Origin of the sequence: Streptomyces sp. NBC_01320 (assembly GCF_035974375.1) — a bacterium.
GTDB lineage: Bacteria > Actinomycetota > Actinomycetes > Streptomycetales > Streptomycetaceae > Streptomyces > Streptomyces yanii.
On record NZ_CP108390.1, the window covers coordinates 1197309 to 1220912 of the forward strand.

Annotated in this window: 19 protein-coding genes and 1 pseudogene; 6 read left to right on the top strand and 14 right to left on the bottom strand. The window is 69.8% G+C overall.

The genetic code is table 11. The features are described 5' to 3' along the window. Positions 1-365 precede the first annotated feature (365 nt). From OG395_RS05955 to OG395_RS05970, 4 genes are all read left to right on the top strand, one after another. A complete protein-coding gene (locus tag OG395_RS05955; RefSeq protein ID WP_327241938.1) occupies positions 366-2264 on the top strand; it encodes a 2-oxoacid:acceptor oxidoreductase subunit alpha in 1899 nt (632 codons plus the stop codon). After that, a complete protein-coding gene (locus OG395_RS05960; RefSeq protein WP_327241939.1) occupies positions 2257-3357 on the top strand; it encodes a 2-oxoacid:ferredoxin oxidoreductase subunit beta in 1101 nt (366 codons plus the stop codon). Before OG395_RS05955 ends, OG395_RS05960 begins: the two co-directional genes overlap by 8 nt. 27 nt (positions 3358-3384) lie before the next feature. Next, positions 3385-4896 (top strand): 3-hydroxyacyl-CoA dehydrogenase, encoded by a 1512-nt coding sequence (locus tag OG395_RS05965; RefSeq protein ID WP_327241940.1) that lies wholly within the window; start codon positions 3385-3387, stop codon positions 4894-4896. 71 nt (positions 4897-4967) lie between these two features. Beyond that, on the top strand, positions 4968-5720 hold the full coding sequence (locus tag OG395_RS05970) for an SDR family NAD(P)-dependent oxidoreductase (RefSeq protein WP_327241941.1): 753 nt from the start codon (positions 4968-4970) through the stop codon (positions 5718-5720). 23 nt (positions 5721-5743) lie between these two features. On the opposite strand, the gene OG395_RS05975 is transcribed toward OG395_RS05970, so the two are convergent. After that, a complete protein-coding gene (locus OG395_RS05975; protein WP_327241942.1) occupies positions 5744-6367 on the bottom strand; it encodes a TetR/AcrR family transcriptional regulator in 624 nt (207 codons plus the stop codon). Positions 6368-6680: 313 nt separating this feature from the next. Between OG395_RS05975 and OG395_RS05980 the strand changes: the two are divergent. Continuing rightward, positions 6681-7580, top strand: a pseudogene (locus OG395_RS05980) (integrase); the annotation flags it as partial. Between the two features lie 426 nt (positions 7581-8006). On the opposite strand, the gene OG395_RS05990 reads toward OG395_RS05980, so the two are convergent. Further along, a complete protein-coding gene (locus OG395_RS05990) occupies positions 8007-8498 on the bottom strand; it encodes an IS110 family transposase (RefSeq protein WP_327241943.1) in 492 nt (163 codons plus the stop codon). A gap of 523 nt (positions 8499-9021) precedes the next feature. Between OG395_RS05990 and OG395_RS05995 the strand changes: the two genes are divergently transcribed. Then, complete coding sequence (locus OG395_RS05995; RefSeq protein ID WP_327241944.1) at positions 9022-9213, top strand: hypothetical protein; 192 nt, start codon at positions 9022-9024, stop codon at positions 9211-9213. Between the two features lie 180 nt (positions 9214-9393). Here OG395_RS05995 and OG395_RS06000 read toward each other — a convergent pair whose 3' ends face one another. The 12 genes from OG395_RS06000 to npdG all read right to left on the bottom strand — a co-directional run bounded on the left by OG395_RS06000 (position 9394) and on the right by npdG (position 23603). Continuing rightward, positions 9394-10929 (bottom strand): NCS1 family nucleobase:cation symporter-1, encoded by a 1536-nt coding sequence (locus OG395_RS06000; protein WP_327241945.1) that lies wholly within the window; start codon positions 10927-10929, stop codon positions 9394-9396. 264 nt (positions 10930-11193) lie between these two features. Then, positions 11194-12063, bottom strand: coding sequence for a nitrilase family protein (locus tag OG395_RS06005; protein WP_327241946.1), 870 nt, complete (start codon positions 12061-12063; stop codon positions 11194-11196). Continuing rightward, a complete protein-coding gene (locus OG395_RS06010; protein WP_327241947.1) occupies positions 12060-13544 on the bottom strand; it encodes an NAD-dependent succinate-semialdehyde dehydrogenase in 1485 nt (494 codons plus the stop codon). Before OG395_RS06010 ends, OG395_RS06005 begins: the two co-directional genes overlap by 4 nt. Before the next feature lie 100 nt (positions 13545-13644). Then, positions 13645-14436 carry an IclR family transcriptional regulator gene (locus OG395_RS06015; protein WP_327241948.1) on the bottom strand — a complete coding sequence of 264 codons (792 nt, stop codon included), beginning with the start codon at positions 14434-14436 and terminating at the stop codon, positions 13645-13647. Between the two features lie 104 nt (positions 14437-14540). Next, positions 14541-15707, bottom strand: coding sequence for an ABC transporter substrate-binding protein (locus OG395_RS06020; protein WP_327241949.1), 1167 nt, complete (start codon positions 15705-15707; stop codon positions 14541-14543). 76 nt (positions 15708-15783) lie between these two features. Next, positions 15784-16602 carry an ABC transporter permease gene (locus OG395_RS06025; RefSeq protein ID WP_327241950.1) on the bottom strand — a complete coding sequence of 273 codons (819 nt, stop codon included), beginning with the start codon at positions 16600-16602 and terminating at the stop codon, positions 15784-15786. Beyond that, the gene (locus tag OG395_RS06030; protein WP_327241951.1) at positions 16599-17393 is read right to left on the bottom strand and encodes an ABC transporter ATP-binding protein; all 795 of its coding nucleotides are present in this window, start codon (positions 17391-17393) and stop codon (positions 16599-16601) included. Before OG395_RS06030 ends, OG395_RS06025 begins: the two co-directional genes overlap by 4 nt. Before the next feature lie 30 nt (positions 17394-17423). Beyond that, a complete protein-coding gene (locus tag OG395_RS06035) occupies positions 17424-18368 on the bottom strand; it encodes an ABC transporter permease (protein ID WP_327241952.1) in 945 nt (314 codons plus the stop codon). 405 nt (positions 18369-18773) lie between these two features. Beyond that, positions 18774-21362, bottom strand: a complete 2589-nt coding sequence (locus OG395_RS06040; RefSeq protein ID WP_442818735.1) for a bifunctional FO biosynthesis protein CofGH — start codon at positions 21360-21362, stop codon at positions 18774-18776. Positions 21363-21391: 29 nt separating this feature from the next. Next, entirely contained in the window at positions 21392-22075 is a 684-nt protein-coding gene (cofC, locus tag OG395_RS06045; protein ID WP_327241954.1) for a 2-phospho-L-lactate guanylyltransferase, read from the bottom strand. Beyond that, on the bottom strand, positions 22072-22905 hold the full coding sequence (locus OG395_RS06050; protein ID WP_327241955.1) for a nitrilase-related carbon-nitrogen hydrolase: 834 nt from the start codon (positions 22903-22905) through the stop codon (positions 22072-22074). The genes cofC and OG395_RS06050 overlap by 4 nt, the downstream gene beginning before the upstream one ends. Beyond that, positions 22902-23603, bottom strand: a complete 702-nt coding sequence (gene npdG, locus OG395_RS06055; RefSeq protein ID WP_327241956.1) for an NADPH-dependent F420 reductase — start codon at positions 23601-23603, stop codon at positions 22902-22904. Before npdG ends, OG395_RS06050 begins: the two co-directional genes overlap by 4 nt. Position 23604: the final 1 nt, after the last annotated feature.

Sequence of the window (23604 nt, forward strand, 5' to 3'; positions counted from 1 at the left end):
CGGGCGGCGGAACGCCGCGCGGCCGGACGGCCTCTCATACCGGCGATTCACGGGCTCACCCGCGAGCCCGCACCGGTCGCCGCGCTGCCGCGGCGCATCCCGGCGGGATTCGGTACGACGGGTGAACCGAGCGTATGAGCCTGACAATCGTCAGGTCAATAGGCGCTCACCAACACATCGAACGAGCCGGGAACGCCACCTTCGAAGGGGCTATTGACCTTCCGATCGTCAGGTAGTTAAGTGGCCCCACTCCATGGGCTCCGATCCCCTCGGACGGCGCCCCCACCCTCCGTCGGCACGGCGCGGCAGTCGTATCCGCGCCGCGGACAACGACGGGCGGCCTGCAGAAGTTGGCGGTTCCCACCATGAATCTGACTCAGGGGCAATACCTGTCCGGGCAGCGCCCGGCAACACGGCGGCGCGTCAGCAGCGTCATCATCCGCTTCGCCGGTGACTCCGGCGATGGCATGCAGCTGGCCGGCGACCGGTTTACCTCCCAGACCGCGTCGCTGGGCAACGACCTTTCCACGCTGCCGGACTTCCCGGCGGAAATCCGGGCCCCCGCCGGGACCCTGCCGGGCGTGTCCAGCTTTCAGGTGCAGTTCGCCGACCACGACATCACCACGCCCGGGGACGCCCCGCAGGTTCTGGTCGCGATGAACCCGGCCGCTCTGAAGGCCAACCTGCCCGACCTGCCCCGCGGCGCCGAGATCATCGTCGACACCGACGAGTTCACGCCCCGCGCCCTGACCCGGGTCGGCTACGGCTCGAATCCGCTGGAGGACGGCTCGTTGGACGCATACCACGTCCACGCCCTCGCACTGACCTCGCAGACCCTGGAGGCGGTCAAGGATCTGGGCATCTCCAAGAAGGACGCCCAGCGGGCCAAGAACATGTACGCGCTGGGGCTGCTGTCCTGGCTGTACGACCGGCCGACCCAGAGCACCCTCCGGTTCCTGCGGTCCAAGTTCGCGGCCCGCCCGCTGATCGCCGAGGCCAACATCGCGGCGTTCAAGGCCGGCTGGAACTTCGGCGAGACCACCGAAGACTTCGCGGTCTCCTACGAGATCGCCCCAGCTGCCCTGCCCTCCGGCACGTACCGCAACATCACGGGCAACCTCGCGCTCGCCTACGGTCTGATCGCCGCCGCCCAGCAGGCGGACCTGCCGCTGTTCCTCGGCTCCTACCCCATCACTCCCGCCTCCGACATCCTCCACGAACTGTCCAAACATAAGAACTTCGGTGTGCGCACCTTCCAGGCCGAGGACGAGATCGCCGGCGTCGGCGCCGCGCTCGGCGCCGCCTACGGCGGTGCCCTCGGCGTCACCACCACCTCCGGCCCGGGTGTGGCGCTGAAGTCCGAGGCCATCGGCCTCGCAGTCTCGCTCGAACTCCCCCTGGTCATCGTGGACATCCAGCGCGGCGGCCCCTCCACCGGCCTGCCCACCAAAACCGAGCAGGCCGACCTGCTGCAGGCGATGTACGGCCGCAACGGCGAGGCCCCGGTGCCGATCGTCGCGCCCTCCACCCCGGGCGACTGCTTCGATGCGGCACTGGAGGCCGCCCGAATCGCGCTCACCTACCGCACCCCGGTCTTCCTGCTCTCCGACGGCTACCTGGCCAACGGCTCCGAGCCCTGGCGGGTCCCCGAGCCCGACGCGCTCCCTGACCTGCGCACCGAGTTCGCCTACGGCCCGAACCACACCACCGCCGAAGGGGCGGAGGTGTTCTGGCCGTACAAGCGCGACCCGGAGACCCTGGCCCGGCCCTGGGCGATCCCCGGCACCCCGGGGCTGGAACACCGGATCGGCGGCATCGAGAAGCAGGACGGCACCGGCAACATCTCCTACGACCCGGCCAACCACGACCACATGGTCCGCACCCGCCAGGCCAAGGTGGAGGGCATCGCCCGCAGCGCTCCCCCGCTCGCCGTCGACGACCCCACGGGCGACGCCCGCGTACTCGTCCTCGGCTGGGGCTCCACCTACGGCCCCATCGCCGCCGCCTGTCAGGCGGTACGCGCCGCCGGCCGCCCCGTGGCCCAGGCGCACCTGCGTCACCTCAACCCGTTCCCGGCGAATCTCGACGACGTGCTGCGGGCCTACGACAAGGTCCTCATCCCCGAGATGAACCTCGGCCAGCTCGCCACTCTCGTCCGCGCCCGCTATCTGGTCGACGCCATCAGCTTCAACCGCGTGTGCGGCCTGCCGCTGAAGGCTGCCGAACTCGCCGCCGCCATCGAGGACGTGATCGCCAGTGTCTGAATCGCCTACCCCGTCGGCAGCGCAATACCCGTCCCTGCGACTGGTGCCCAAGGACGACATCCGCCAGAGCGCCGCGGACTTCCGGTCCGACCAGGAAGTGCGCTGGTGCCCCGGCTGCGGCGACTACGCCATCCTGGCTGCCGTCCAGTCCTTCCTGCCCGAACTCGGTCTGCGCCGCGAGAACATCGTGTTCGTCTCCGGCATCGGCTGCTCCTCCCGCTTCCCGTACTACATGAACACCTACGGGATGCACTCCATCCACGGCCGCGCCCCCGCTATCGCCACCGGCCTGGCCTCCTCCCGGCGCGACCTGAGCGTGTGGGTGGTCACTGGCGACGGCGACGCGCTGTCCATCGGCGGCAACCACCTCATCCACGCCCTGCGACGCAACGTGAACCTGAAGATCCTGCTGTTCAACAACCGGATCTACGGCCTCACCAAGGGGCAGTACTCCCCCACGAGCGAGCGCGGCAAGATCACCAAGTCGACGCCGATGGGCTCGCTGGACGCGCCCTTCAACCCAGTCTCACTGGCGCTCGGTGCCGAGGCCACCTTCGTCGCTCGCACCATCGACTCCGACCGCAAGCACCTGCAGTACGTGCTCCGCGCCGCCGCCGCCCATCCCGGCACCGCCTTGGTGGAGATCTACCAGAACTGCAACATCTTCAACGACGGCGCCTTTGGGGTCTTCAAGGACCCGGACACCCGTGGGGACTTCACCATCCGGCTGGAGCACGGCATGCCCATACGGTTCGGTGCTGGGAGTACCTCCCAGGCCGAAGGCTCTGAGGGGAACTCGAAGGGTGTCATCCGCACGAACTCCGGCCTGCGGATCGTGGACGTCGCCGAGGTGGGCGGTGAGCAGCTCCTGGTCCACGACACCCATGCCGACAACCCCGAACTGGCCTTCGCGCTGTCGCGCCTGGCCGACACCACGACCCTGGCGCACACCCCCATCGGCATCTTCCGCGACGTCGTCCGGCCCGTCTACGACGACATGATGGCCGATCAGCTCGACCGGGCCGCCGCCGAGAAGGGACCCAGTGACCTCGCCGCGCTGCTGACCGGCAGCGACACCTGGACCATCGCCTGATCCGCGCCACCGCGAAGGAGATACACCGTGCAGGACGAGTTGACCGTGGCCGTGGTCGGTGCAGGTGCGATGGGGCGCGGCATCGCCCAACTGTTCGCGGCCGGCGGCCACAGGGTGCTGCTCACCGATGTGCGGCCGCAGGCAGCCGACGAGGCAGTGGCGCATGTGCACCGGATGATCGACCGGCTGGCGGGGAAGGGGCGCCTTGACGACCCGGCGGCCGTCAAGGAACGGCTCCGGACGGTGGAGGAGATCCCGGCCGCCGACCTCGTGATCGAGGCCGTCGTGGAGGACCTGGAGGTCAAGCGACGGCTCTTCGCCGAGCTGGAGGCCCGCCTGGGTGCGAAGACCGTGTTCGCGACCAACACCAGCTCGCTGTCGGTCACCGCGATCGCCGCGGGACTCGACCATCCGGAACGGCTCTGCGGCCTGCACTTCTTCAACCCGGTTCCGCTCATGCGGCTGGTCGAGGTGGTGCCCGGCGAGCGCACAGACCCCGAGCTCCCCGGGCGTCTCGCGCACCTTGTCCGACGGCTCGGCCACAAGCCGATCGTCGTCACCGACACGCCGGGGTTCCTGGTCAACCATGCCGGGCGGCCCTACACCACCGAGGCGCTGCGGCTGCTCGACGAGGGAATCGCCGCGCCGGCCGACATCGACCGGATCTGCCGCGAGGCGGCCGGCTTCCGGATGGGCCCCTTCGCGCTGATCGACCTCACCGGTCTCGACGTCAACGTTGCCGTGTCGGAGTCTGTCTACCGAGGCTTCTACGACGACCCGCGACTGCGGCCCTCACCCACCGGGCCCAGGCGCCTCGCCGCCAGCCGCCTGGGCCTCAAGACGGGAGAAGGCTTCTACCGGTACGACGACTCCGGCCGTCCCAAGCCGGTGCCGGAACTCCTGGCACCGGCGTATCAAGGGACCCCGGTCTGGAGCGAGGATGCACAGCTCGCCTCGATGCTACGTGCGGCGGGCGTCACCGTCGTCCCGGAACCGGGGCCCGGCACTGTGGCGATCGTGACGCCCTGGGGCGCAGACGTGACCACCGCCGGCCTCGACACCGGTCTACCTCCGCAGCGCACGGTGGGTGTCGATCCGTGCGGTGGGTTCACCGGGCGTCTGACGCTGGCGGCGAGCCCGGCGACCTCGCGTGCCGCCGTCGCGGCCGCGCATGGCGCGCTCGCGGCTACCGGCCATGCGGTGAGCGTCACATCCGACAGCGCCGGATTCATCGCGCAACGCCTCCTCGCCGTCATCGTCAACACCGCATGTGAGATCGCCCAGCTCGGGCTCGCCTCACCGGCGAACATCGACACCGCAGTGATGCTGGGCCTCGGCTATCCGCACGGACCGCTGGCCTGGGGCGACCGCATCGGCCCAGCGAAGGTGCTGAGGGTCCTGGAAGGACTGCACACGGGCTATCGCGACCCCCGCTACCGCCCCAGCGTGTGGCTCACCCGCCGGGTCCACCTCGGTATGTCGCTGCGCGATTCCCCCCGATACCCCAGCGCCGCGGTACCACGCCTCGCTGATGAGTAACCGGCAGCGCGTGGGCGGCACATGCCAGCGGCGGCCCGTACAGGACACAGGAAGGGAAAGGATGGAAAGTTATGGAACTCAAGGGTGCGGTCGCGGTGGTGACCGGGGCCGCGGCAGGGCTGGGGCAAGCCACGGCGCGGAGGCTTCTGGAACGCGGCGCACACGTCGCCGCTCTCGATCTCGACGCGCCGGACGGCAGCCCGGACGGCGCTTGGCTCCCGCTCGCCGCCGACATCAGGCTCGCCACTGAGGTCGACCGCGTCTTCGCCGAGACGGTCCGCGCCTTCGGCCGCCTCGATGTGGTCGTACACTGCGCCGGCACAGCCGGTGGCTTCCGGCTGCTCGGCAGGGACGGCCCCGTCGACCCCGAGCGCTTCCGCCGGATCGTGGACGTGAACCTGCTCGGCACCTTCCATGTCCTGCGGGCCGCCGCCTGGCACATGAGCCGGAACGAGCGGAGCGACGGCACGGAGCGCGGCGTGATCGTCACGACCGCGAGCGTGGCAGCCTTCGAGGGTCAGCAGGGTCAGCTGGCCTACGCGGCCTCCAAGGCCGGCGTCGTCGGCATGACCCTCCCGGCGGCCCGCGAACTCGCCGAGCACCGCATCAGGTGTGTCACCATCGCACCCGGCGCGTTCGAAACGACGCTCACCACCGACCTGCCGTCGGCGCTACAGGACCAGCTGATCTCGTCGGCCGCCTATCCCAGACGGCTCGGCAGACCCGAGGAGTTCGCGGACCTGGCATGTGCCGTCCTCACCAACGAGATGCTCAACGGCGAGGTCATCCGGCTGGACGCCGGTACCCGGTTGCCACAACGCTGACGTTTCCGGACCGGGGCGCGGCGTCAGGTCTGCAACGATGCCGCGCCCCGCCTAGGACGCGGACGCAGTCCGACGAAGGACATGTCGATGAGCGAGTCCACCAGCGGGCGTAGCGGTCCGTGCTTCTCCTCGTCGTACCAGAACGCACACCAACTCATCGCGCCCATCAGCCCGTTGACGACGAGTTCCGGGTCCACTTTCCGGAAGATCCGCTTCCTGCTGCACTCCGCCACGGCGTCCTCGAACACCTGCTGGTACTGCCGCCGGATCTCCAGTTGCTTGCGCCCGGCGGGCGTGCCCGGCGCGGACCACAGCTGCATGAAGCTCACAAGCACCGGCGAGGACAGCCGTACGGTGCAGTGCTCGGCGTGGAAGTGCAGCAGCTCGCGCAGCCGCTGCTCAGGGTTCAGGCCTTCACGTCCGGCGATCTCCGCGAGTTCCTGCTCCGCGACCTCGGTGAAGCGCGCCTGGATCAGGTCCGCGAGCTCCGCCTTGGACGAGAAGTACGTGACGAGACTCCCCTTTTTGATGCCGACCGCATCGGCGACATCCTGGAGGCTCGTCCCGTCGATGCCCTTCTGCCGGATCAGTTCGATCGCCGCGTCCAGCACCTCGGCATGCTTCTGCGGGTCGCGCCTGGGCGGCATGGATGTCCTCCCTTGGGATCAGCCGATCGGTCGACTGCCTGGTCCGGCCAGATGAAGTGGGGTGCGTGCGTGCCGACCGGAGTGTCCCCGAGACCGGCGTGATCAGCCTACCGAACGTATGGCTAGTCCAGGGATGCAGGCAACAAAAACCTTCCGATCGGAAGCGTGACGGCGTAGGGTCGCGGCACGTTGCCCTTGCCGAAAACTCATCCATCCTGGTGGGAGCCGTCTACGGGGTCTGGGGCATGCCAGCTGTGACTGATGGCACCGGGCCCTCGCGCGGTTGGCGGTCAGCGCGGCATGATGATCCGCCATGCTGCTGCGACTGGTCTACATCGGTGTGACGAACGCGTTCGCGTTGCTGCGCTTGCTGTCGATGAGCGACCGGGACAGGGTCGTCGAGATCCTGGCGCTGCACCACCAGATCACCGTCCTGGAGCGCCAACTGGGTGGGGAGCGGGTGCGGTTCACGCCGACCGGCCGGGCGTTCCTGGCGTCGCTGCTCCACGGCGTGCCCCGCGAGGTGCGACGCCGGATGCGACTGCTGGTCCGGCCGGACACGGTCCTGCACTGGCACCGCGACCTGATCGCCCGCCGGTACGCCGCCCGGTCCCGGCCCAAGCGCGGCGGCCGGCCGCGCACCGTGCGCTCGATCCGCGTGCTGGTCCTGCGCCTGGCCAGGGAGAATCCCGACTGGGGCTACCGGAGGGTGCATGGCGAACTACTCGTGCTCGGGGTGAAGGTGGCCGCGTCCACGGTATGGGAGATCTTGAAGGAGGCCGGGATCCAACCGGCACCCCCAACGAGCTTCCAGTACCCGGGCCGACTTCCTGCGCTCCCAGGCCGACGCCCTGCTGGCCTGCGACTTCTTCGAGACCGTCACCTTGTCCGGGGCCCGGTTGTACGTGTTCGCGGTGATCGAGCATGCCAACCACCCGATCCATGTCCTGGGCGCCACCGCACATCCGACCGCGTCCTGGGCGGCCCAGGCCGCGAGGAATCTCGTCATGGACCTGGAGGACGCCGGGTGCCCTACCTCATCCGGGACCGAGACGGCACGTTCCCCGAGCTCTTCGACACCGTCCTGAACGACGCGGGCATCCAGGTGGTGCTCAGCGGCGTCCGGATGCCGAGAATGAACTCGATCACGGAGCGGTGGGTGCAGAACTGCCGGCGGGAGCTGCTGGACTGCACGTTGATCTGGGACCGGCGCCTGTGCCGCTCGAAAACACGATTCCGGGCCTGACCTGGCAGTTTCCAGCCCAGAAGACCGGCCCACACAGCATCTGCGACGATCCTTCGATGCCGCTGTCCACCGTCACCGCGCTCGTTCGGAATCTGATCACGGTGCCCGCAGCCGTCCTGCGCAGCCGCGTGGCCATGGACGCAGAGGTTCTCGTGCTGCGGCACGAGAACGCGGTGCTGCGCCGTCAGATCGCCCGGGTCCGCTACGAGCCCGCCGACCGGATCTGGCTTGCCGCGCTCTCACGGTTGGTCCCGCGCGAGCGCTGGCGTCAGGCCTTCGCGGTCGCCCCCACCACACTGCTGGCCTGGCACCGGCGACTCATCGCCCGGAAGTGGACGTTCACCCGGCACCGCCGCCCCGGCAGACCCTCCACCGCGCCCGCCGTCAAGCAGCTCATCCTGCGCCTGGCCCGGGAGAACAGCAACTGGGACCACCGCCGGATACAGGGCCAACTCGCCCGCCCTGCCGGCGGTGTGGAGGATCCACCCGCAGGGCCTCGCGTTCGCCGCGAAGCCGGGGTTGGATCAGATGCTCGGTGGCCAGTGCTTCCTTCGCGGCCCGGATGGCGTCGAGCATGTCCGTCTTGCGCCCGCCCCGATTGGGCAACCGCTTGGGCCGGCAGACCTCGACGACGCGCTCGCCTGCTTGGTCAAGGAAGGCTGCGAGGCCGGCGCCGTAGCTGCCGATGCCCTCCAGGGCCCAGCAGCGCCGCCCGGGGACGTGCCCGCGGACGAAGTCCAGCAGGCGGCGGTAGCCGCGGGCGTTGGCGGGTGAATCGGTGCTGGCCAGCACGGCGCCGATGGGACTGGCGGCTGCTGCCGCAAGGGTGTCGCGGTGGGTATCGACGCCGATGACGCCGTCGACTTGTTCTGCGAGGATGGCCACGCGGTTGTTCTCCTTACTGGGCGGACGGCTGCAGGTGGCGTCGGCCTGGGTGGAGTCACCGCGTGGCGGAACTGTGATGAGTCACGCCGCAAGGCGGACAACCTGCTGATCAAGCCAACGGGTGGGCCAGGCCGACGCCCGCGTCCGGCAGACATCTCGGGGGAACGGCAGCCGCTGGGTCGCCAGTTATGTTTCGAGTCATGCCGGATCACAAGCGTCGAGCCTGGCAGCAACCCATCCCGGGCCGCAGAAGAACTCTCACAGTTATGTTTTCCGCGGTCCTGCAAGAGGGCCGCTGGCCTCCGGGCCCGGCATGACTGTTGCCCCCTGTCGAACGGTGACCTGGGGGGGGTGGTGTCACCGGGCCCGGAAGGTGCCGTCGGAGACGCTGATCAGAGGTCCGGCCACCGCCCGGTCCGGCGCAACGCCGGACAGCTCCCGGGCGGCAGGTCTGCATAACGTGGATGCGCGCGTACGACACCAGCTCCGAGGCCGGCACGTTCAACAACCCTGGAAGGGCGCAATGTTCGACACCGAAGACGTGGGCGTGTTCCTCGGCCTGGACGTCGGCACCCCCCACCAGTCCCGGGCGCAGCTACCCCCGGCCAGCAACGAACCGCCCACCGCGGCCACCGTCACCGACCTCCAGGCGCACCGGATCCGGCGACGCCCCGTCCTCGGCGGCCCGGTCAACGAGTACCTCCGCGCCGCCTGACCGAACCCCATCACCGCAGCTCACAGCAGCAACTCGCATTTTCGAGCGGCACAGGTCTCCAGGGAGGTCGGCGACAACGCCGCCGGAACGGAGGGCGGCAGCCCGGTGCGGCAGGAAAGGAATCGCGGGACAGGAACGACGGGCCGGGAGCGGCCGGCTGGGGCCCGGCCGTCCGGGGCGTCAGACCGTGACCCGGTCCGCGTTCTCCACCGCCACGCGCGGAGCACGCGAAGGCACGATCCTGCTGAACAGGGCGTGCAGGGCGGCACCGCCGAGAAAGGCGACGGCCCAGTTGTAGTCGAACAGCGGCTTGAGGAACGGGATGTAGCCGTCCGCCGGGAAAGGTCCCTCGCCGTTCTCGGAGTACGCGCCGGCGAGGGAGAGGAACAGGACGATCGCGAGCGCAAGCAGCGGGCGCAAGTTGAAGCCCTTGGCATACTCGTAGGGGCCGCCGCGCTGGTACAGCCCGGCGAGGTCGAGTTCCCTCTTGCGCAGCAGCCAGTACTCGGCGGTGAGAATGCCAGCGACGCTGCCGAGGACGGCGCCGGTCACGCCGAGCCAGGTGAAGATGTACAGCTCGGGCGAAGACAGCAGCCGCCACGGCTGCATCAGGATGCCGATGACACCGGCGATTACGCCGCCGACGCGGAAGCTGATGAGGCGCGGGAAGGCGTTGGAGAAGTCGTAGGCGGGGCCTACGGTGTTGGCCGCGACGTTGACCGCGATGGTGGCCACGATGACGCACAGCAGCGCGAACAGGATGACGATCGGGTTGGAGAAGCGGCTGACCAGGTCGACGGGGTCCCAGATCGCGTGCCCGTAGACGGCGATGGTGGCCGAGGTGGTGAGGGCGCCGATCATGGAGAACACGGTCATCGTGGTGGGCAGGCCCAGCGACTGGCCGAGCATCTGCTCCCGCTGGCCCTTGGCGAAGCGGGTGAAGTCCGCGATGTTCACGGACATCGTGGCGAAGTAGGCGACCATGCCCATCAGGGAGGGCGCGAACAGCAGCCAGAAGTCGGCGCCCCAGCCCAGCTTGGACCCCTCGGTGGCGAGCGGGCCGAAACCGTCCGCCTGGATGACCATCCAGACCAGCAGGAACGCGGCGACGATCAGGATGAGCGGCGCGGACCAGTTCTCGAAGCGGCGAATGGATGCGACACCGCGGACGATGAGCGCGATCTGCAGGAGCCAGAACACCGCGAAGGACAGCCACAGAGTCTTGGGGTGACCCCACAACTCGCCCGCGTTGAGCCACGCGTCACCGGCGAAGGCGCCGGTGATGGTGTAGACGGCCTGGCCGCCGATCCACGTCTGGATGCCGAACCATCCGCACGCGGACAGGGCGCGCAGCAGCGCGGGCACGTTGGCGCCGAGGGTGCCGAAGGCGGCGCGGGCGAACACCGGGTAGGGGATACCGTACTTGGCACCGGCGTGGCTGTTGAGCAGGATGGGCACCAGGACGAGCAGGTTGCCCAGGGCAATCGTCATGACGGCTTGATACCAGCTCATGCCGAGGTCGATGAGACCGCTGGCGAGGTAGTACGTGGGGATGCCGTGGGCGATCCCCATCCACAGGGCCGCATAGTTGTACTTGGTCCAGGTCCTGCCGGAGAGGGGTACGGGCGCCAGGTCCGCGTTGTAGAGGGGGCTCGCCTTGATGCTGCCCGGGTCGGTGAGCTCCACCTGTGCGCTGCTGCGCTCGATCGCTCGCATAGCCGTTCACACCTTTTGGTCCATTCAGTGAACCATGGGTTCAGAGGGTGAGGGAGAGTCTGTGTGAGGACCACCGACCTGTCAATAGATGCCGGTGTGTCCCCCACGAGCGGGAAGAGTCGGGTGTGGGACGGACGCCCGTGCACGGGGTGGACGGGCGTCCGGGGTTCCAGGGAGGGTTGCGCGGGCACGGTTGGGCGTCCGGGCTCCCCGAGGGTGAGGGCGCCCGGAACAGGCCCGGGAAAGAGGCAGGGGCCCCTGTGGTCAGGCGGTGTCGCCGGAGACGCCCGAGAGGTCCGGGGCGAAGTCGCCGGTGCGGTAGATGTCCGTGCGCCGGTCGCCGAGGGGCTGGTTGAAGGGGTTACCCAGCCGCTCCTTGCGCGAGCCGATCAGGTCCACCTCGGCCAGGACGATGGTCTCCTCGCCGCCGGCCGGTCCGGCCAGCAGCCAGCCGTCCGGGCCTACGATCACCGACCGGCCGATGAAGGGCTGGTCGCGCTCGGTGCCGGTACGGCTGACCCCGGCGACGAAGAACTGGTTGCTGTGCGCCCCGATCATGCACATCAAGTTAGCCATCACCGGAGTGTCCTCTGGCTGCCCGGGTACGGGCACCCAGTTCGACGGAAGGGCCAGCAGGTCGGCGCCGCCGAGCGCGGCGCTGCGGAAGGTCTCCGGGAACCACGCGTCGTAGCAGATGCCGATCCCGATGACGCCGAGCGGGGTACGGAAGACGGGGAAGCCGTCCTCCTGGCGGTCGTACAGCTCCTTCTCGAAGTTCCACAGGTGCGCCTTGCGGAACGTGCCGACGTGCCCCTCGGGGCCGATCAGAACCGCCGAGTTGTACACCTCCTCGCCCGCCAGTTCGGTGATCCCTGCGACGATCCACAAATCCAGTTCGGCGGCGAGCGCGGCCCAGGCGGAGGAGACCGGCCCGTCGGGAACGGGCTCGGCGTTCCTGCGGGCGTCCGCGCGGTCGGTGAACATGTATCCGGCCGAGGCCGCTTCCGGCAGGACGACCAGCCGGGCCCCGCCGACCGCCGCCTCGCGGATGAGTCGCGAGGACGTCTCGATGTTCGCCGCGGGGTCGCCGAGGGCGGGTTCGAACTGGATGCCCGCCAGGATGAAGCCCGTCATGGTGCCGCCTTGATCGCCAGGTACTTGATGCTCAGGTATTCGTCGATGCCCACCGCCCCGCCCTCCCGGCCGAGCCCGGACTGCTTGACCCCGCCGAAGGGCGCGGCGGGGTTGGAGATGATCCCCTGGTTGAGTCCGACCATGCCGCACTCCAGCCGCTCGCTCACCCGCAGGCCACGGCTCAGACTCTCGGTGAACAGATAGCCGGCGAGTCCGTACTCGGAGTCGTTCGCCAGGGCCACCGCCGTGTCCTCGTCGTCGAAGGCGACGATCGGCGCGACCGGGCCGAAGATCTCCTCGGTGAGGGTGCGGGCCCCGAGCGGTACGCCGCTGAGCACGGTCGGCGCGAAGAAGTGGCCGTCCGAGGGGACTTCCGCACCCCCGGTGAGGACGGTGGCCCCGGCGGCGGTGGCCTCGGAGACCAGGGCGGTGACGTTCTTCACCGCGTTGGCATCGATCAGCGGGCCGACCTGGCTGTCCGGGTCCAGGCCGTGGCCGACTGGAAGGGCGGCCAGCCGCTCGGCCAGGCGGCGGCCGAACTCCTCGGCGACCGAGGAGTGGACGTAGAAGCGGTTGGCGGCCGTGCACGCTTCGCCGATGTTGCGCATCTTCGCCTGGAACGCGCCCTCCACCGCCGCGTCCAGGTCGGCGTCGGCGAAGACCAGGAAGGGGGCGTTGCCGCCGAGTTCCATGGACGTGCGCAGCACGTTCCTCGACGACGCTGCGAGCAGCGCGCGGCCGACCTCGGTGGACCCGGTGAAGGACAGCTTCCGCAGCCGGGGGTCGTTCAGCAGGTGGTCGGTGACCTCGCCGGAGCGGTTGGTGGTGAAGACGTTCACCACGCCGGCGGGTGCTCCGGCCTCCCGCAGGATGTCCACCAGGGCCAGCATGGACAGCGGGGTCTGTTTGGCCGGTTTGACGACGACGGTGCAGCCGGCCGCGAGCGCTGGACCGATCTTGCGGGTGCCCATCGCCATGGGGAAGTTCCACGGGGTGACCAGCAGACAGGGGCCCACGGGCTGGCGCATCGTCACCACCCGGGAGCCGCCGCCCGGAGCGGTCATGTAGCCGCCGTCGATACGGACGGCCTCCTCGGCGAACCAGCGCAGGAACTCGGCCGCGTAGGCCACCTCGGCCTGGGACTCGGCGAAGGGCTTGCCCATCTCCAGGGTCATCAGCAGGGCCAGGTCGTCCTTGCGGGCCATGATCGTCTCGAAGGCCTGGCGCAGCACCTCGCCGCGCTCACGGGGAGGCGTCGCTGCCCAGGACGCCTGGGCCCGCACCGCGGCGTCGAGGGCGTCCACGGCGTCCGCCGGACCCGCGTCGGCGACCTCTGCGATCACCGTTCCGGTTCCCGGGTCCTCGACTGCGACGGTCGCTCCGCTGCGGGACGGACGCCACTCGCCGTCGATGTGCAGACCCTTGGGTATCCGGTCCATGACCTCTCGGGCGGCGCGGAGCCGCTCCTGAAGTGCCGTCATTCGATTCCTCCTCGATCGCTCCGCAGCCCCACCGGGCGGTGGTGGCTGTGGGATGGTGCTCGCACACGGGGACGCAGTGCGCCGGTAGCCGGTGACGGCGCTAGCGCTCGGTGAATCCCGTGGGCAGTTCGATGCCGGTGACGCTCAGCAGTTCGCTGAGCTGGCGGGCCGCCTTCATCACGGACTGGGCGACCTCGTCGATGCGTGAGCGGGTCAGCCGGTAGGTGGGTCCGCCGATCCAGACGGCGTAGGTGGTGGCGCCGCCGATCCGGACGGGCGCGGCGACGGAGGCTGCACCCACCTCCAGTTCGTCGTAGGCGACGGCGTAGCCGCGGTCCCGCACCTCGGCCATGGACGCGATGAACGCGTCGAGCCCGCCGAGTTGTTCGGGTGCGTTGGCCTCGAACTCCTCGCCGAACTCTGCCCGGATGCCCTCCGGGTCGAGGGCGCTGAGCAGCACCTTGCCGGTGGAGGTGGCCCAGACGGGCTGGGTCCTGGGTACGGGTTTGAGGGTCTGTCCGATCAGGGACGGTCCGGGAACCTGGGCGACGACCATGACGTTGGGGGCGAGCAGGACGTCGAAGCCCGCGGTCTCCTTGGTCTCTTTGGCCAGGTCGCGCAGCACGTCCCGCATGTGCCCGTAGGCGCCGCCTCCGTCCAGCAGTCCGCCGACGATGGACAGCAGGCCCAGCGAGACGCGGTAGCGGCGGGTGACCGGGTCCAGGTTCAGCCAGCTCTCACGCTCGAGGACGGTGAGGACCCGGTAGCAGGTGGCCTTGGGGATGCCGGACTCGCGGGCGATATCGCTGAGCCCCACCCCCTCCGGGTGGGCCGCAACCGTCCGCAGCAGCCAGATCGTCCTGCGGACAAGACCTGCTTCACTGGTTGCCATACTTCCTCCGTGTGTCACGTCGAGATCGCTGCGGGCGGTCCGACCATCCTGGCAGGCACGTCCCGGCCCGGTCCGCCGGACCGGCATAAGGCGGGAGCGTCCTTTCACTTGCCGCCAGGGGTGACCTCGACCGTTTCCGGCTGATAGGACTCACCGGTGACGTCGAATCCCTCCGCCTTCAGCTCCTTGAGCGCCCGTTCGGTCAGGTCGGTGCGGTAGGCCCCGTCCGTGGGCGGTGCCTTGAGGACGCCGGCCTTCACCGCGATGTCGATGGTCTGGTCCCAGGCGGCCTTGTCCATCGTTCCGACGCCGTTCGCGGCGGGCCAGATCACCTTGTTGACCTCGTTGAGCATCCAGGTCTGGTGCCCCTTGCCGAGCGCGCTGCCGTTCTTCAGCACGATGTCGACACAGCCCTTGAGTTCGTCGCGGCAGTACCCCCAGCCCTCGTAGGTGGCCTTGAGGAACTTGACCGCGGTGTCCTGGTTCTCCTTCTTCGCCAGCCAGTCCCCCCGGGCGTAGATGCCGTCCTCGAGGGTCTGATAACCCTCGTCCTGGAGGTTGATCGCGACGAAGTCGGAGGGCTGGTAGAGCTTTCCGGTCTTGGGGTTCGTGGTCTCCAGCAGTTGTGCGTACTCGTTGAAGGTCTTGGCCTGGGCCGCGTCGACCTGGCGCTTGAGCAGCAGCGACATGTCGAAAGGCTGCTGGATGATCTTAGCGTCCTTCTTGGGGGCGATGCCCGAGCCGCGCAGCGCGGCAAACAGGGTCAGTTCGTTGCCGTATCCCCAGCTCCCGATTCGTTTGCCCTTGAGGTCGACGAGGGTCTTGATGCCGGAGTCGGCCCAGGCAACCTGGATGTAGGCGCCGCGCTGGAACTCCTGGCCAATGTTGACCAGGTCGGCGCCCTGCTCGCGGGTGACCATGGTCTTGGTGACGTGGGAGACGGCGAACTCGGCGTTGCCCGCCGACAGGACCTGCTGGGGCACGATGTTCACCCCGCCTTCCTGGATCGTCACATCGAGGCACGCCTTGTCGTAGTAGCCCTTCTCCTTCGCCGCGTAGTACCCGGCGAACTGGGCCTGGGCGACCCACTGGAGGACGACGCGGACCTTCGTCCGGGACTCGCAGTCCTTGCCGGCGTCGGCAGCGGCCTGGCTGGACGGCTCGGACATGCCTCCGCAGGCGGAGAGCAACATCACGGCGGCGGAGAGACCTGCGGCCATCCGGACGGGTCGGCGGCCGGATATCGGCAGTCGTACTTGGTTTCTGGACACGTTACCTCCGCGAGGGAAGGAAGAAAGGGGTGGGTGGAAAGAACCGAGGAAAGGAAGGGAAATGGCTTCGTGGCGGTCAGGACTGATCTTCGTGCAGGGATTCGTGCCAGGGCATGAGGAATCGCTCGAGGAGGGTCACGCCTCCGAACATGACGAGTCCGAGCGCACCGGATACGAGAATTCCGGCCCAGGCGTAATCGAAACGGGGAAGGGCCGCCTGATAGGCGATGTACACGCCGAGTGCCTCGGTGCTGCCACCGAAGTATTCGCTGACGATCACGCCGATGACGGCGAGGGTGGTGCCGAGCTTCAGCGCGTTGAAGACGAACGGGAGCGCGTTGGGCAGCCGTAGCAGGAGGGCCACCTGGCGCGGGCGGGCCGCGAGGGACTCCATGATCTCCAGGTGCAGGGGCGCGATCTGGAGCAGGCCGCGGGTGGTGTTCACGAATACCGGGAAGAACACCATGACGGCGGCGACCCCGGCCTTGGAGAGCAGGCTGGTCACGCCGAACCAGTTGTTGAAGATCGGTGCCAGGGCGACGATGGGCGCGCAGTTGATCAGTACGGCGGCGTTGAGGACCGGGCCCGACATCCGGGGGAAGCGGCTGACGACGAGGGCCACGACGACGCCCCCGAGGGAGCCCAGGACGAGGCCGACGAGGACGGTCTCGACGGTGGACCGGGACGCGGACATGATCGTCCCAAAGTCGTGCTGGAACGCCTCCGCGATCATGACCGGCGTCGGCATGATGAACACGGGCACGTCGAACAGCACGACAACCGCCTGCCACAGGCCGAGCAGCAGGGCAGCGGTCAGCGTGACCGGTGCGAGCCGCAGGGCGCGAGCCTTCAGCACGGGACCGCCGACAGGGCGGGAGAGACGGAGGGTACTCATGCCGCTGCCTGCTCGCTCGGAGCCCCGTGCAGGGCCTGGCGGACGTCCTTGACCTTCTCGAAGAACTCCGGTGTGGTGCGGGTCTCGGCGGTCCTGGGGTAGGGCAGGTCCACGTCGATGCAGGCCGCGACTCGCCCGGGCCGCGCGGACATCACCACGACCCGCGAGGAGAGGAACACGGCCTCCGAGATGCTGTGCGTGACGAACACGACGGTGGTGTGGGTGTCGCCCCAGATGCGCAGCAGCTCGCCCTGGAGCCGTTCGCGGTTCATCTCGTCGAGGGCGCCGAGCGGTTCGTCCATGAAGAGGATCTCGGGGTCGGCGGAGAGGGCGCGGGCGATCGCCACTCGCTGCTGCATACCGCCGGAGAGCTGCCAGGGGTAGTGCCCGGCGAACTCGCTGAGGCGGACCAGCTCGAGCATCTCCAGGGCCTTGGCCCGATGGACTTCCTTCTTCGCCCCCGCCACCTGGAGCGGCAGTTCGACGTTGCGCAGGACACTGCGCCACTCGAAGAGGCCGGCCTGCTGGAAGACCATGCCGTAGTCGCGGTCGGCGCGGGCCGCGCCCGGTGTCTTGCCGTTGACGGTGACGGTGCCGCTCGTGGGTGCGGTGAGGTCCGCCATCACCCGCAGCAGGGTGGACTTGCCGCAGCCGCTGGGCCCTAGCAAGGAGATGAACTCGCCCTGCCCGATGGTCAGGTCGATGTCCTGCAGAGCGGTGACCGCGCGGTCGGAACCGCCGTTGAAGACTTTGTTGACTCCGCGGACGGAGATGATTGCGGGCTCGGCCATCAGGGGCTCCAGAAGTTGAAAGATTCTCGGCTAGCGGGCGTGCCGGTGGCGGAGGGCGAACCGCTCCAGCAGGGCGAGGACCTGCACGAAGAGGATTCCGGCGATCGCAGCGACGAGGACGGCGGCGTAGAGCTTCTCCGGGCCGTTCGAGTAGTAGTACGCGGAGGTGAGGATCGCGCGGCCGATACCGCGGCCAGTCCCGGCCGACAACTCGCCCACGATGGCGCCCACGACGCTCGCGGTAGCGGCGAGGCGCAGCCCGGCGAAGACGTACGGGAGGGCCGCCGGGAACCGGAGCGACCACAGCACCCGGGCGCGCCCGGCGCCCACGCTGCGCATGAACTCGAGCTGCACCTTGGGCGGGGACTTCAATCCGCGCAGGGAGTTGATGGTGACGGGGAAGAACGCGAGATAGGCGGCGATGCCGGTGACCGCGACCCACGGCTGCAGGCCGGCCTTGCCACCCCAGATCACGATCATCGGGGCAATGGCGACCAGCGGCACCGTCTGGGAGGCGACCAGCCAGGGCATCAGGCCCTTTCTCACCGGTGCCAGATGAAGGAAGAGCACCGCGAGCGCGAGACCCAGGAGCGATCCGGCCGCCAGGCCGTAGAGGGCTTCGCGGAGCGTCACGGTGGTCTCGCCGATGAGGTACACCGCAAGCGAGGCCGGGTCGCCCGCGCGGGCCGGCGCGGTGAGCGAGCCGAGGATCGTCCACAGGTGCGGCATCGACAGGTCGTCGGTGGCGACCGGCAGGCCGATCCCGAGGATCCGGTCGTCGACGGCCCGGCCGAGCGCCTTGTAGCCCTCCCACAGTCCGGCGAGGACGACCACGACGAGGAGCGCGCCGACCGGCTCGGTGAGCCGGCGGACGAGGTCGCCGCCGCTCCCTGGCTCGCGGGAAGTCGCGGGATCCGCCTGGCCCTTACGGGCCGCGGGTGGTCTGGGCGATGCAGAGATGTTGGTCGCAGTCATGCTCAGGCACTCTCCGAATCCTTCGGATGTGTCGTCCAGGGAGGCGATCTGTGTCGCCCTGTCAACCTGTCGGGCACTCAGCAGCTGGATCACTGAGTGAACTGTTGGTTCACGCTAGAGGCCGGTTTAGCTCTCGTCAACGGTTCGGCCGAAACGCGCGGCCGGTTTCTGTAAGGAACTGAATCCCGCGTTCCGGGAGCTTCCGAACACGGGGGAATCACGGCACGGCCATACGCGTCGACCACCGCTCTAGGGTGAATTGGCAAGGCGATCCACGGAGAATCCGTGGGGCATCGACGGAGGAATCCACCCGTGAATCCCCGGGCGCATCCACGGGGATTGCCCGATATCCGTCGCGCCCCGCGGAGGATGGTCGTCCCGGCAGGTGAGCGGGATAGCCGTCCGCTAGGAATTCAGCAGGGTCAGCGACGGCCGCGACACTCCGTCGTGCGTGCGGGCCACCGCCTCCCGCTCCGCGCTGACGGTGCCGTAGGTGGTGGTCCTCATCCGGGCTGGGCGGCCGGCGTCGCAGGCCATCGCCTCCAGGTCGGCGACGCTCTTGTGGCTGCCCTGCTGCGAGCCCGCCATCCGGCTGATGGTCTCCTCCATCAGCGTGCCGCCGATGTCGTTGACACCGCCCCGCAGGACGTCGAGAACGCTGTGCCGCGCCAGCTTCACCCAGCTCGTCTGGATGTTGCGGATCCTGCCGTGCAGCAGAATCCGCGCCAGTGCGTGCACGGCCCGGTTCTCCAGGGCAGTCGGCCCGGACCGGGCGATTCCGGCCAGATAGACAGGGGAGTTGGTGTGGACGAACGGCAGGAGGACGAACTCGGTGAACCCGCCCGTCTCCTCCTGGAGGCGTCCGATCAACTTGATGTGGTCCACCCAGTGGCGCGGGGTGTCCACGTGGCCGTACATCATCGTCGCCGTGGTCGGCATGCCCAACGCGTGGGCGGTGGTGACCACGTCGATCCACTGGGCCGCGGGCAGCTTCCCCTTGGTGAGCACCCAGCGGACCTCGTCGTCGAGGATCTCGGCGGCCGTGCCGGGCAGCGAGTCCACGCCGGCCTCCCGGGCCGCCTGGAGCCACTCCCGCACGGAAAGGTCCATCCTGGTCGCGCCGTTGACGACCTCCATCGGCGAGAAGGCGTGCACGTGCAGGTCCGGGGTACGCCGTTTGACCTCGGCGGCGATGTCGAAGTACGCGCCGCCCGGCAGGTCCGGATGGATCCCGCCCTGGAGGCAGACCTCGCTCGCTCCCACCGCCCACGCCTCCTCGGCCCGCACACCGATCTGCTCCAGCGACAGGGTGTAGGCGTCGGCATCGGTGCGGCGCTGGGCGAAGGCACAGAAGCGGCAACCCGTGTAACAGACGTTGGTGAAGTTGATGTTGCGGGTGACCACATAGGTGATCTCGTCCCCGACTGCCTCGGCCCGCAGCACGTCGGCAAGCGCGGCCAGCGCCTCGATCTCCGCACCGGGCGCGGCGCCGAGCAAGGTGATCGCGGACGCGGAAGCGAGCCCCGCGGGATCGGCCTCCGCCGCCCGCAGCGCCGCCGCGAACTCGGGGCGCAGCCGTTCCGGCCGGCTGGCCGGAACCGGGGCGGACCCGTCCTCTCCGCCGGTCGCCTCGGGCGCGCGGGCGGCCTGGGGTACCGCCTTAGCGACCGCCGCCCAGTCCCCGTACACCGAGTCGAAGTCCGCCCGCCGGTCGGTGGTGCGTCCTTCGGTGTCGATCGCGGCGAACAGATCGGTGCGGCCGGTGGCCACGAGCGGTGTCTCCGGCTCCTGCCAGGGCAGGCCTTGGGGCCGCGCCCCGTCGGCCGCCAGACCGGTCACGGGATCGGCGAGCGCCGCCACATGCGGGGCGAGTCGCGGGTCCAGCCACGGTTCACCGCGCCGCAGGTACTCAGGGTAGACCGTCAGCCGCTCACGGAGGGTGAGGCCCGCGGCGGCGGTGTGCGCGGCCAGATCCTCGATCTCCGGCCAGGGCCGCTCGGGGTTGACATGGTCGCCGGTCACCGGGGACACCCCACCCCAGTCGTCGATGCCGGCCCGCAGCATCAGCGCGAACTCCTCGCCCACCAGGTTCGGCGGGGCCTGGATGCGGGCGGCGGGGCCGAGCAGCAGCCGCGCCACCGCGATGGTCGCGGCCAGTTCGGACGGCCCGGCGTCGGGGGCGTCGCGCATCGCTGTGTCCGGTTTGGCCCGGAAGTTCTGCACGATTACCTCCTGAATCCCCCGGTACGCCCGGGAGATCCGGCGGATCTCGCGCAGGGCGTCGATCCGTTCGGCGGGGGTCTCCCCGATGCCGATGAGGATGCCGGTGGTGAACGGTACGTTGCTGCGCCCCGCGTCCTGAAGCACCCGCAGCCGCACCGCGGGTTCCTTGTCGGGTGAGCCGTAGTGCGGGCCGCCGGGCTCGGACCATAGCCGGGTTGCCGTGGTCTCCAGCATCATGCCCATGCTCGGCGCCACCGGCTTCAACCGCTGCAGGTCGGTCCAGGACAGCACCCCGGGGTTGAGGTGCGGCAGCAGGCCGGTCTCCTCCAGCACCCGGATCGCCATGGCGCGCACGTAGCTGAGCGTGTCGTCGTAGCCGTGCGCGTCCAGCCAGGCGCGGGCCGCGGGCCAGCGCTCCTCTGGCCGGTCACCCAGGGTGAACAGCGCTTCCTTGCAGCCCGCCGCCGCGCCCGCGCGGGCGATGTCCAGCACCTCGTCGGGTCCGAGGTAGGGCGCGGGGAGCCGTCCGGGGACGGTGGCGAAGGTGCAGTAGTGGCACCGGTCGCGGCACAGCCGCGTGAGCGGGATGAACACCTTGCGGGAGTAGGTGATCACGCCGGGCCGCCCGGCGGCTTCGAGGCCGGCGTCGCGCACCCGGCCCGCCGCCGCACAGAGCCGGTCGAGGTCGGCGCCGCGCGCGTGCAGCAGCACCTCCGCCTCGGCGGCGTCGAGCGTCACGGCGTCGGTGGCCCGGCGCAGCGCCCGGTTCATGGCCGAGCGAGTGGGGCTGGGAAGGCCGTTCACAGTACTCCAACCCTTCGTTCGTGTGTGGTCGTGCGCGGCCGGGGCCCGCCGGACACGAGGGCGGCGAGCCATCGCCGGGTCGCCGGACCGAGCGTGTGCGGGGGCAGCGACCGCAGGTGGTCGACGGTGTCGACGTCCCGGCGCAGCGGGGACGCCGGGGCCACCTCGAGGTGGTGGTATCCGGCGGCCAGGAACTGGGCGAGGGAGCCGGCGCCGAGGAACGGCCGGAAGTCCGCTGCGTCGCGCAGGGTGAGCAGAGTCGTCCCGGCGCCGTCGGCGTCTCCGACGACCGCGCGCCGGTGGCGGGCGGCCAGGGTGAGAGCCGTCGCGTAGTCGGCGGTGCCCGCCCCCGCGAGGTCGCCCATGACCAGGGCGAGGCCGGTACCGGGGACGGCACCGCCGATCAGCTCAAGGGCCTCGCTGATCTCGCCGTTGAGGCCGGGAAAGCGCCCTGAGCCTGAGACGGCAGCCCCCGAGGCGAGGGCCAGGCCCGTTGCCTCGGGGTCCGTCGTCACCACGACGACCGAGTGGACAGCGGGTACCTCTCGAAGCCGCTGCACCACATCGGTCAGCATGGCCCTGGCCAGGGAACGCCTGGCGTCCGACGTGAGCCCGGCGCACCGGCTCTTGGCCCGCGCGAAGGGCTTGGCCGGTACCAGCGCGATCCATGGCGTGGTCATGGCGTCGCCGGTCCCATTCCGGTCAGCCGGCCGTACAGCTCCGGGCGGCGGTCGCGCAGGAACGGGCGGCTGCGCCGGGTGGCGGCCACGCGCTCCAGGTCCACCTCGGCGACGGCGATGTCGTCGCGGTCGTCGGCGGCCTGGGCGAGGATGTCGCCGTCGGGGCCGTAGACGGCGCTGAGCCCGAAGTACTCCTTGACGCCCTCCCTGCCGACGCGGTTGGAGCAGATGACGAACATCCCGTTGAAGACGGCGTGGGCGCGCAGTTCGAGCTGGAACACCTCGCGCATCGGCGCGCTCGCCGAGGCCACCGGCACGCAGAGCACGGAGCCTCCGCGCAGGGCGACGATCCGGCTCAGCTCGGGGAAGTGCCGCTCGTAGCAGATGATCGTGCCGACGCCAGTCTCGCCGGTGTCCACGACCTCGGGCTCCGTCCCGCCGGGCCGGAAGTAGAACTTCTCGGGGAAGCCGTTGGAGAACGGCAGGTGGGACTTGCGGTAGACCGACTTCAGTTCGCCGCGTACGTAGGTGCAGGCGGTGTTGTAGTAGACGCCGGGTACCTCGCCCTCCTCGAAGATGGAAGAGACGACGGTGATGCCGGCCCTGCGGGAACGTTGCGCCGCCATGGTGTTGGAGGGTCCGTCGAGGCTTTCGGCGAGCCGGAAGTAGTCCGGGTCGGGGTCGGGCTGGACGAACGGGACGGCGAACAGCTCGGGCAGCAGGACGATCCCGGCGCCCTGATCGGCGGCGGCGTCCACCAGGTCGGCGGCGCGTTCGATGGTCTCGGCCCGGTCGTCGGTGGCCCGGAGCTGGACCGCGGCGAGTCTCATGCCACTTCCTCCTTGACGGCGGCGGGGGCCAGGCCGGTGAGTGCCACGCCGGACCTGGTCTTGTAGCGCTTGTTGACGGAGATCAGAACCGCGGTGAGCGGTTCGAGCTGGGCGGCGAGCCGCAGCCGGCCCGCATCCACCGCCCGGCCCCCGGTGACGTCGGCGGCCAGGGCCAGGACCAAGGCCTTGGCGTCGGCGTCGTCCCCGCAGACGAGGACGTCCTCATGGCTCAGGTCGGCCTCGGGGTCGAGCAGCAGCGGGGCCGCAAGGTGGTGGAAGGCGCCGACGACCGCGGCGGACGGGACGAGCCCTGCCGCCTCCTCGGCGGCGCTTCCGGCCGCGACGCGTAGACCGTAGGGGCCGCCCTTGTCAAATCCAAGTGGGTTGACGCAGGAGATGACCACCTTGTCCGCGAGGACGCCGGCCAGCGAGGTCACCAGTTCGGCGTGGCCCTGGTAGGGGACGGCCAACAGCACGGTTCCCGCCCGCCGGGCGGCGTCCTCGTTGGAGGCCCCGTCGATGGGCGCGGCCACGCTGGGCAGGGCGCGCAGTGCCTCGGCCGCGTCGGCGGCTCGGTCGGCGTCGCGCGAACCGAGGACCACCGGGTGGCCGGCGCGGGCGAGCCGGTAGGCCAGACCCTTGCCCTGGGGACCGGTGCCGCCGACCACGGCGATCCGGGCGGTCGGGAAGTCGCTCATC

Excerpts from the sequence above, each read along its gene's own strand:
- OG395_RS06005 (WP_327241946.1), bottom strand. The coding sequence starts at position 12,063 with ATGACGGGCTTCATCCTGGCGGGCATCCAGTTCGAACCCGCCCTCGGC.
- OG395_RS06010 (WP_327241947.1), bottom strand. The coding sequence starts at position 13,544 with ATGACGGCACTTCAGGAGCGGCTCCGCGCCGCCCGAGAGGTCATGGAC.
- OG395_RS05995 (WP_327241944.1), top strand. The coding sequence starts at position 9,022 with ATGTTCGACACCGAAGACGTGGGCGTGTTCCTCGGCCTGGACGTCGGC.
- OG395_RS06015 (WP_327241948.1), bottom strand. The coding sequence starts at position 14,436 with ATGGCAACCAGTGAAGCAGGTCTTGTCCGCAGGACGATCTGGCTGCTG.
- OG395_RS05970 (WP_327241941.1), top strand. The coding sequence starts at position 4,968 with ATGGAACTCAAGGGTGCGGTCGCGGTGGTGACCGGGGCCGCGGCAGGG.
- cofC (WP_327241954.1), bottom strand. The coding sequence starts at position 22,075 with ATGACCACGCCATGGATCGCGCTGGTACCGGCCAAGCCCTTCGCGCGG.
- OG395_RS06030 (WP_327241951.1), bottom strand. The coding sequence starts at position 17,393 with ATGGCCGAGCCCGCAATCATCTCCGTCCGCGGAGTCAACAAAGTCTTC.
- npdG (WP_327241956.1), bottom strand. The coding sequence starts at position 23,603 with ATGAGCGACTTCCCGACCGCCCGGATCGCCGTGGTCGGCGGCACCGGT.
- OG395_RS06040 (WP_442818735.1), bottom strand. The coding sequence starts at position 21,362 with ATGAACCGGGCGCTGCGCCGGGCCACCGACGCCGTGACGCTCGACGCC.
- OG395_RS05955 (WP_327241938.1), top strand. The coding sequence starts at position 366 with ATGAATCTGACTCAGGGGCAATACCTGTCCGGGCAGCGCCCGGCAACA.
- OG395_RS06000 (WP_327241945.1), bottom strand. The coding sequence starts at position 10,929 with ATGCGAGCGATCGAGCGCAGCAGCGCACAGGTGGAGCTCACCGACCCG.
- OG395_RS06050 (WP_327241955.1), bottom strand. The coding sequence starts at position 22,905 with ATGAGACTCGCCGCGGTCCAGCTCCGGGCCACCGACGACCGGGCCGAG.
- OG395_RS06035 (WP_327241952.1), bottom strand. The coding sequence starts at position 18,368 with ATGACTGCGACCAACATCTCTGCATCGCCCAGACCACCCGCGGCCCGT.
- OG395_RS05975 (WP_327241942.1), bottom strand. The coding sequence starts at position 6,367 with ATGCCGCCCAGGCGCGACCCGCAGAAGCATGCCGAGGTGCTGGACGCG.
- OG395_RS06025 (WP_327241950.1), bottom strand. The coding sequence starts at position 16,602 with ATGAGTACCCTCCGTCTCTCCCGCCCTGTCGGCGGTCCCGTGCTGAAG.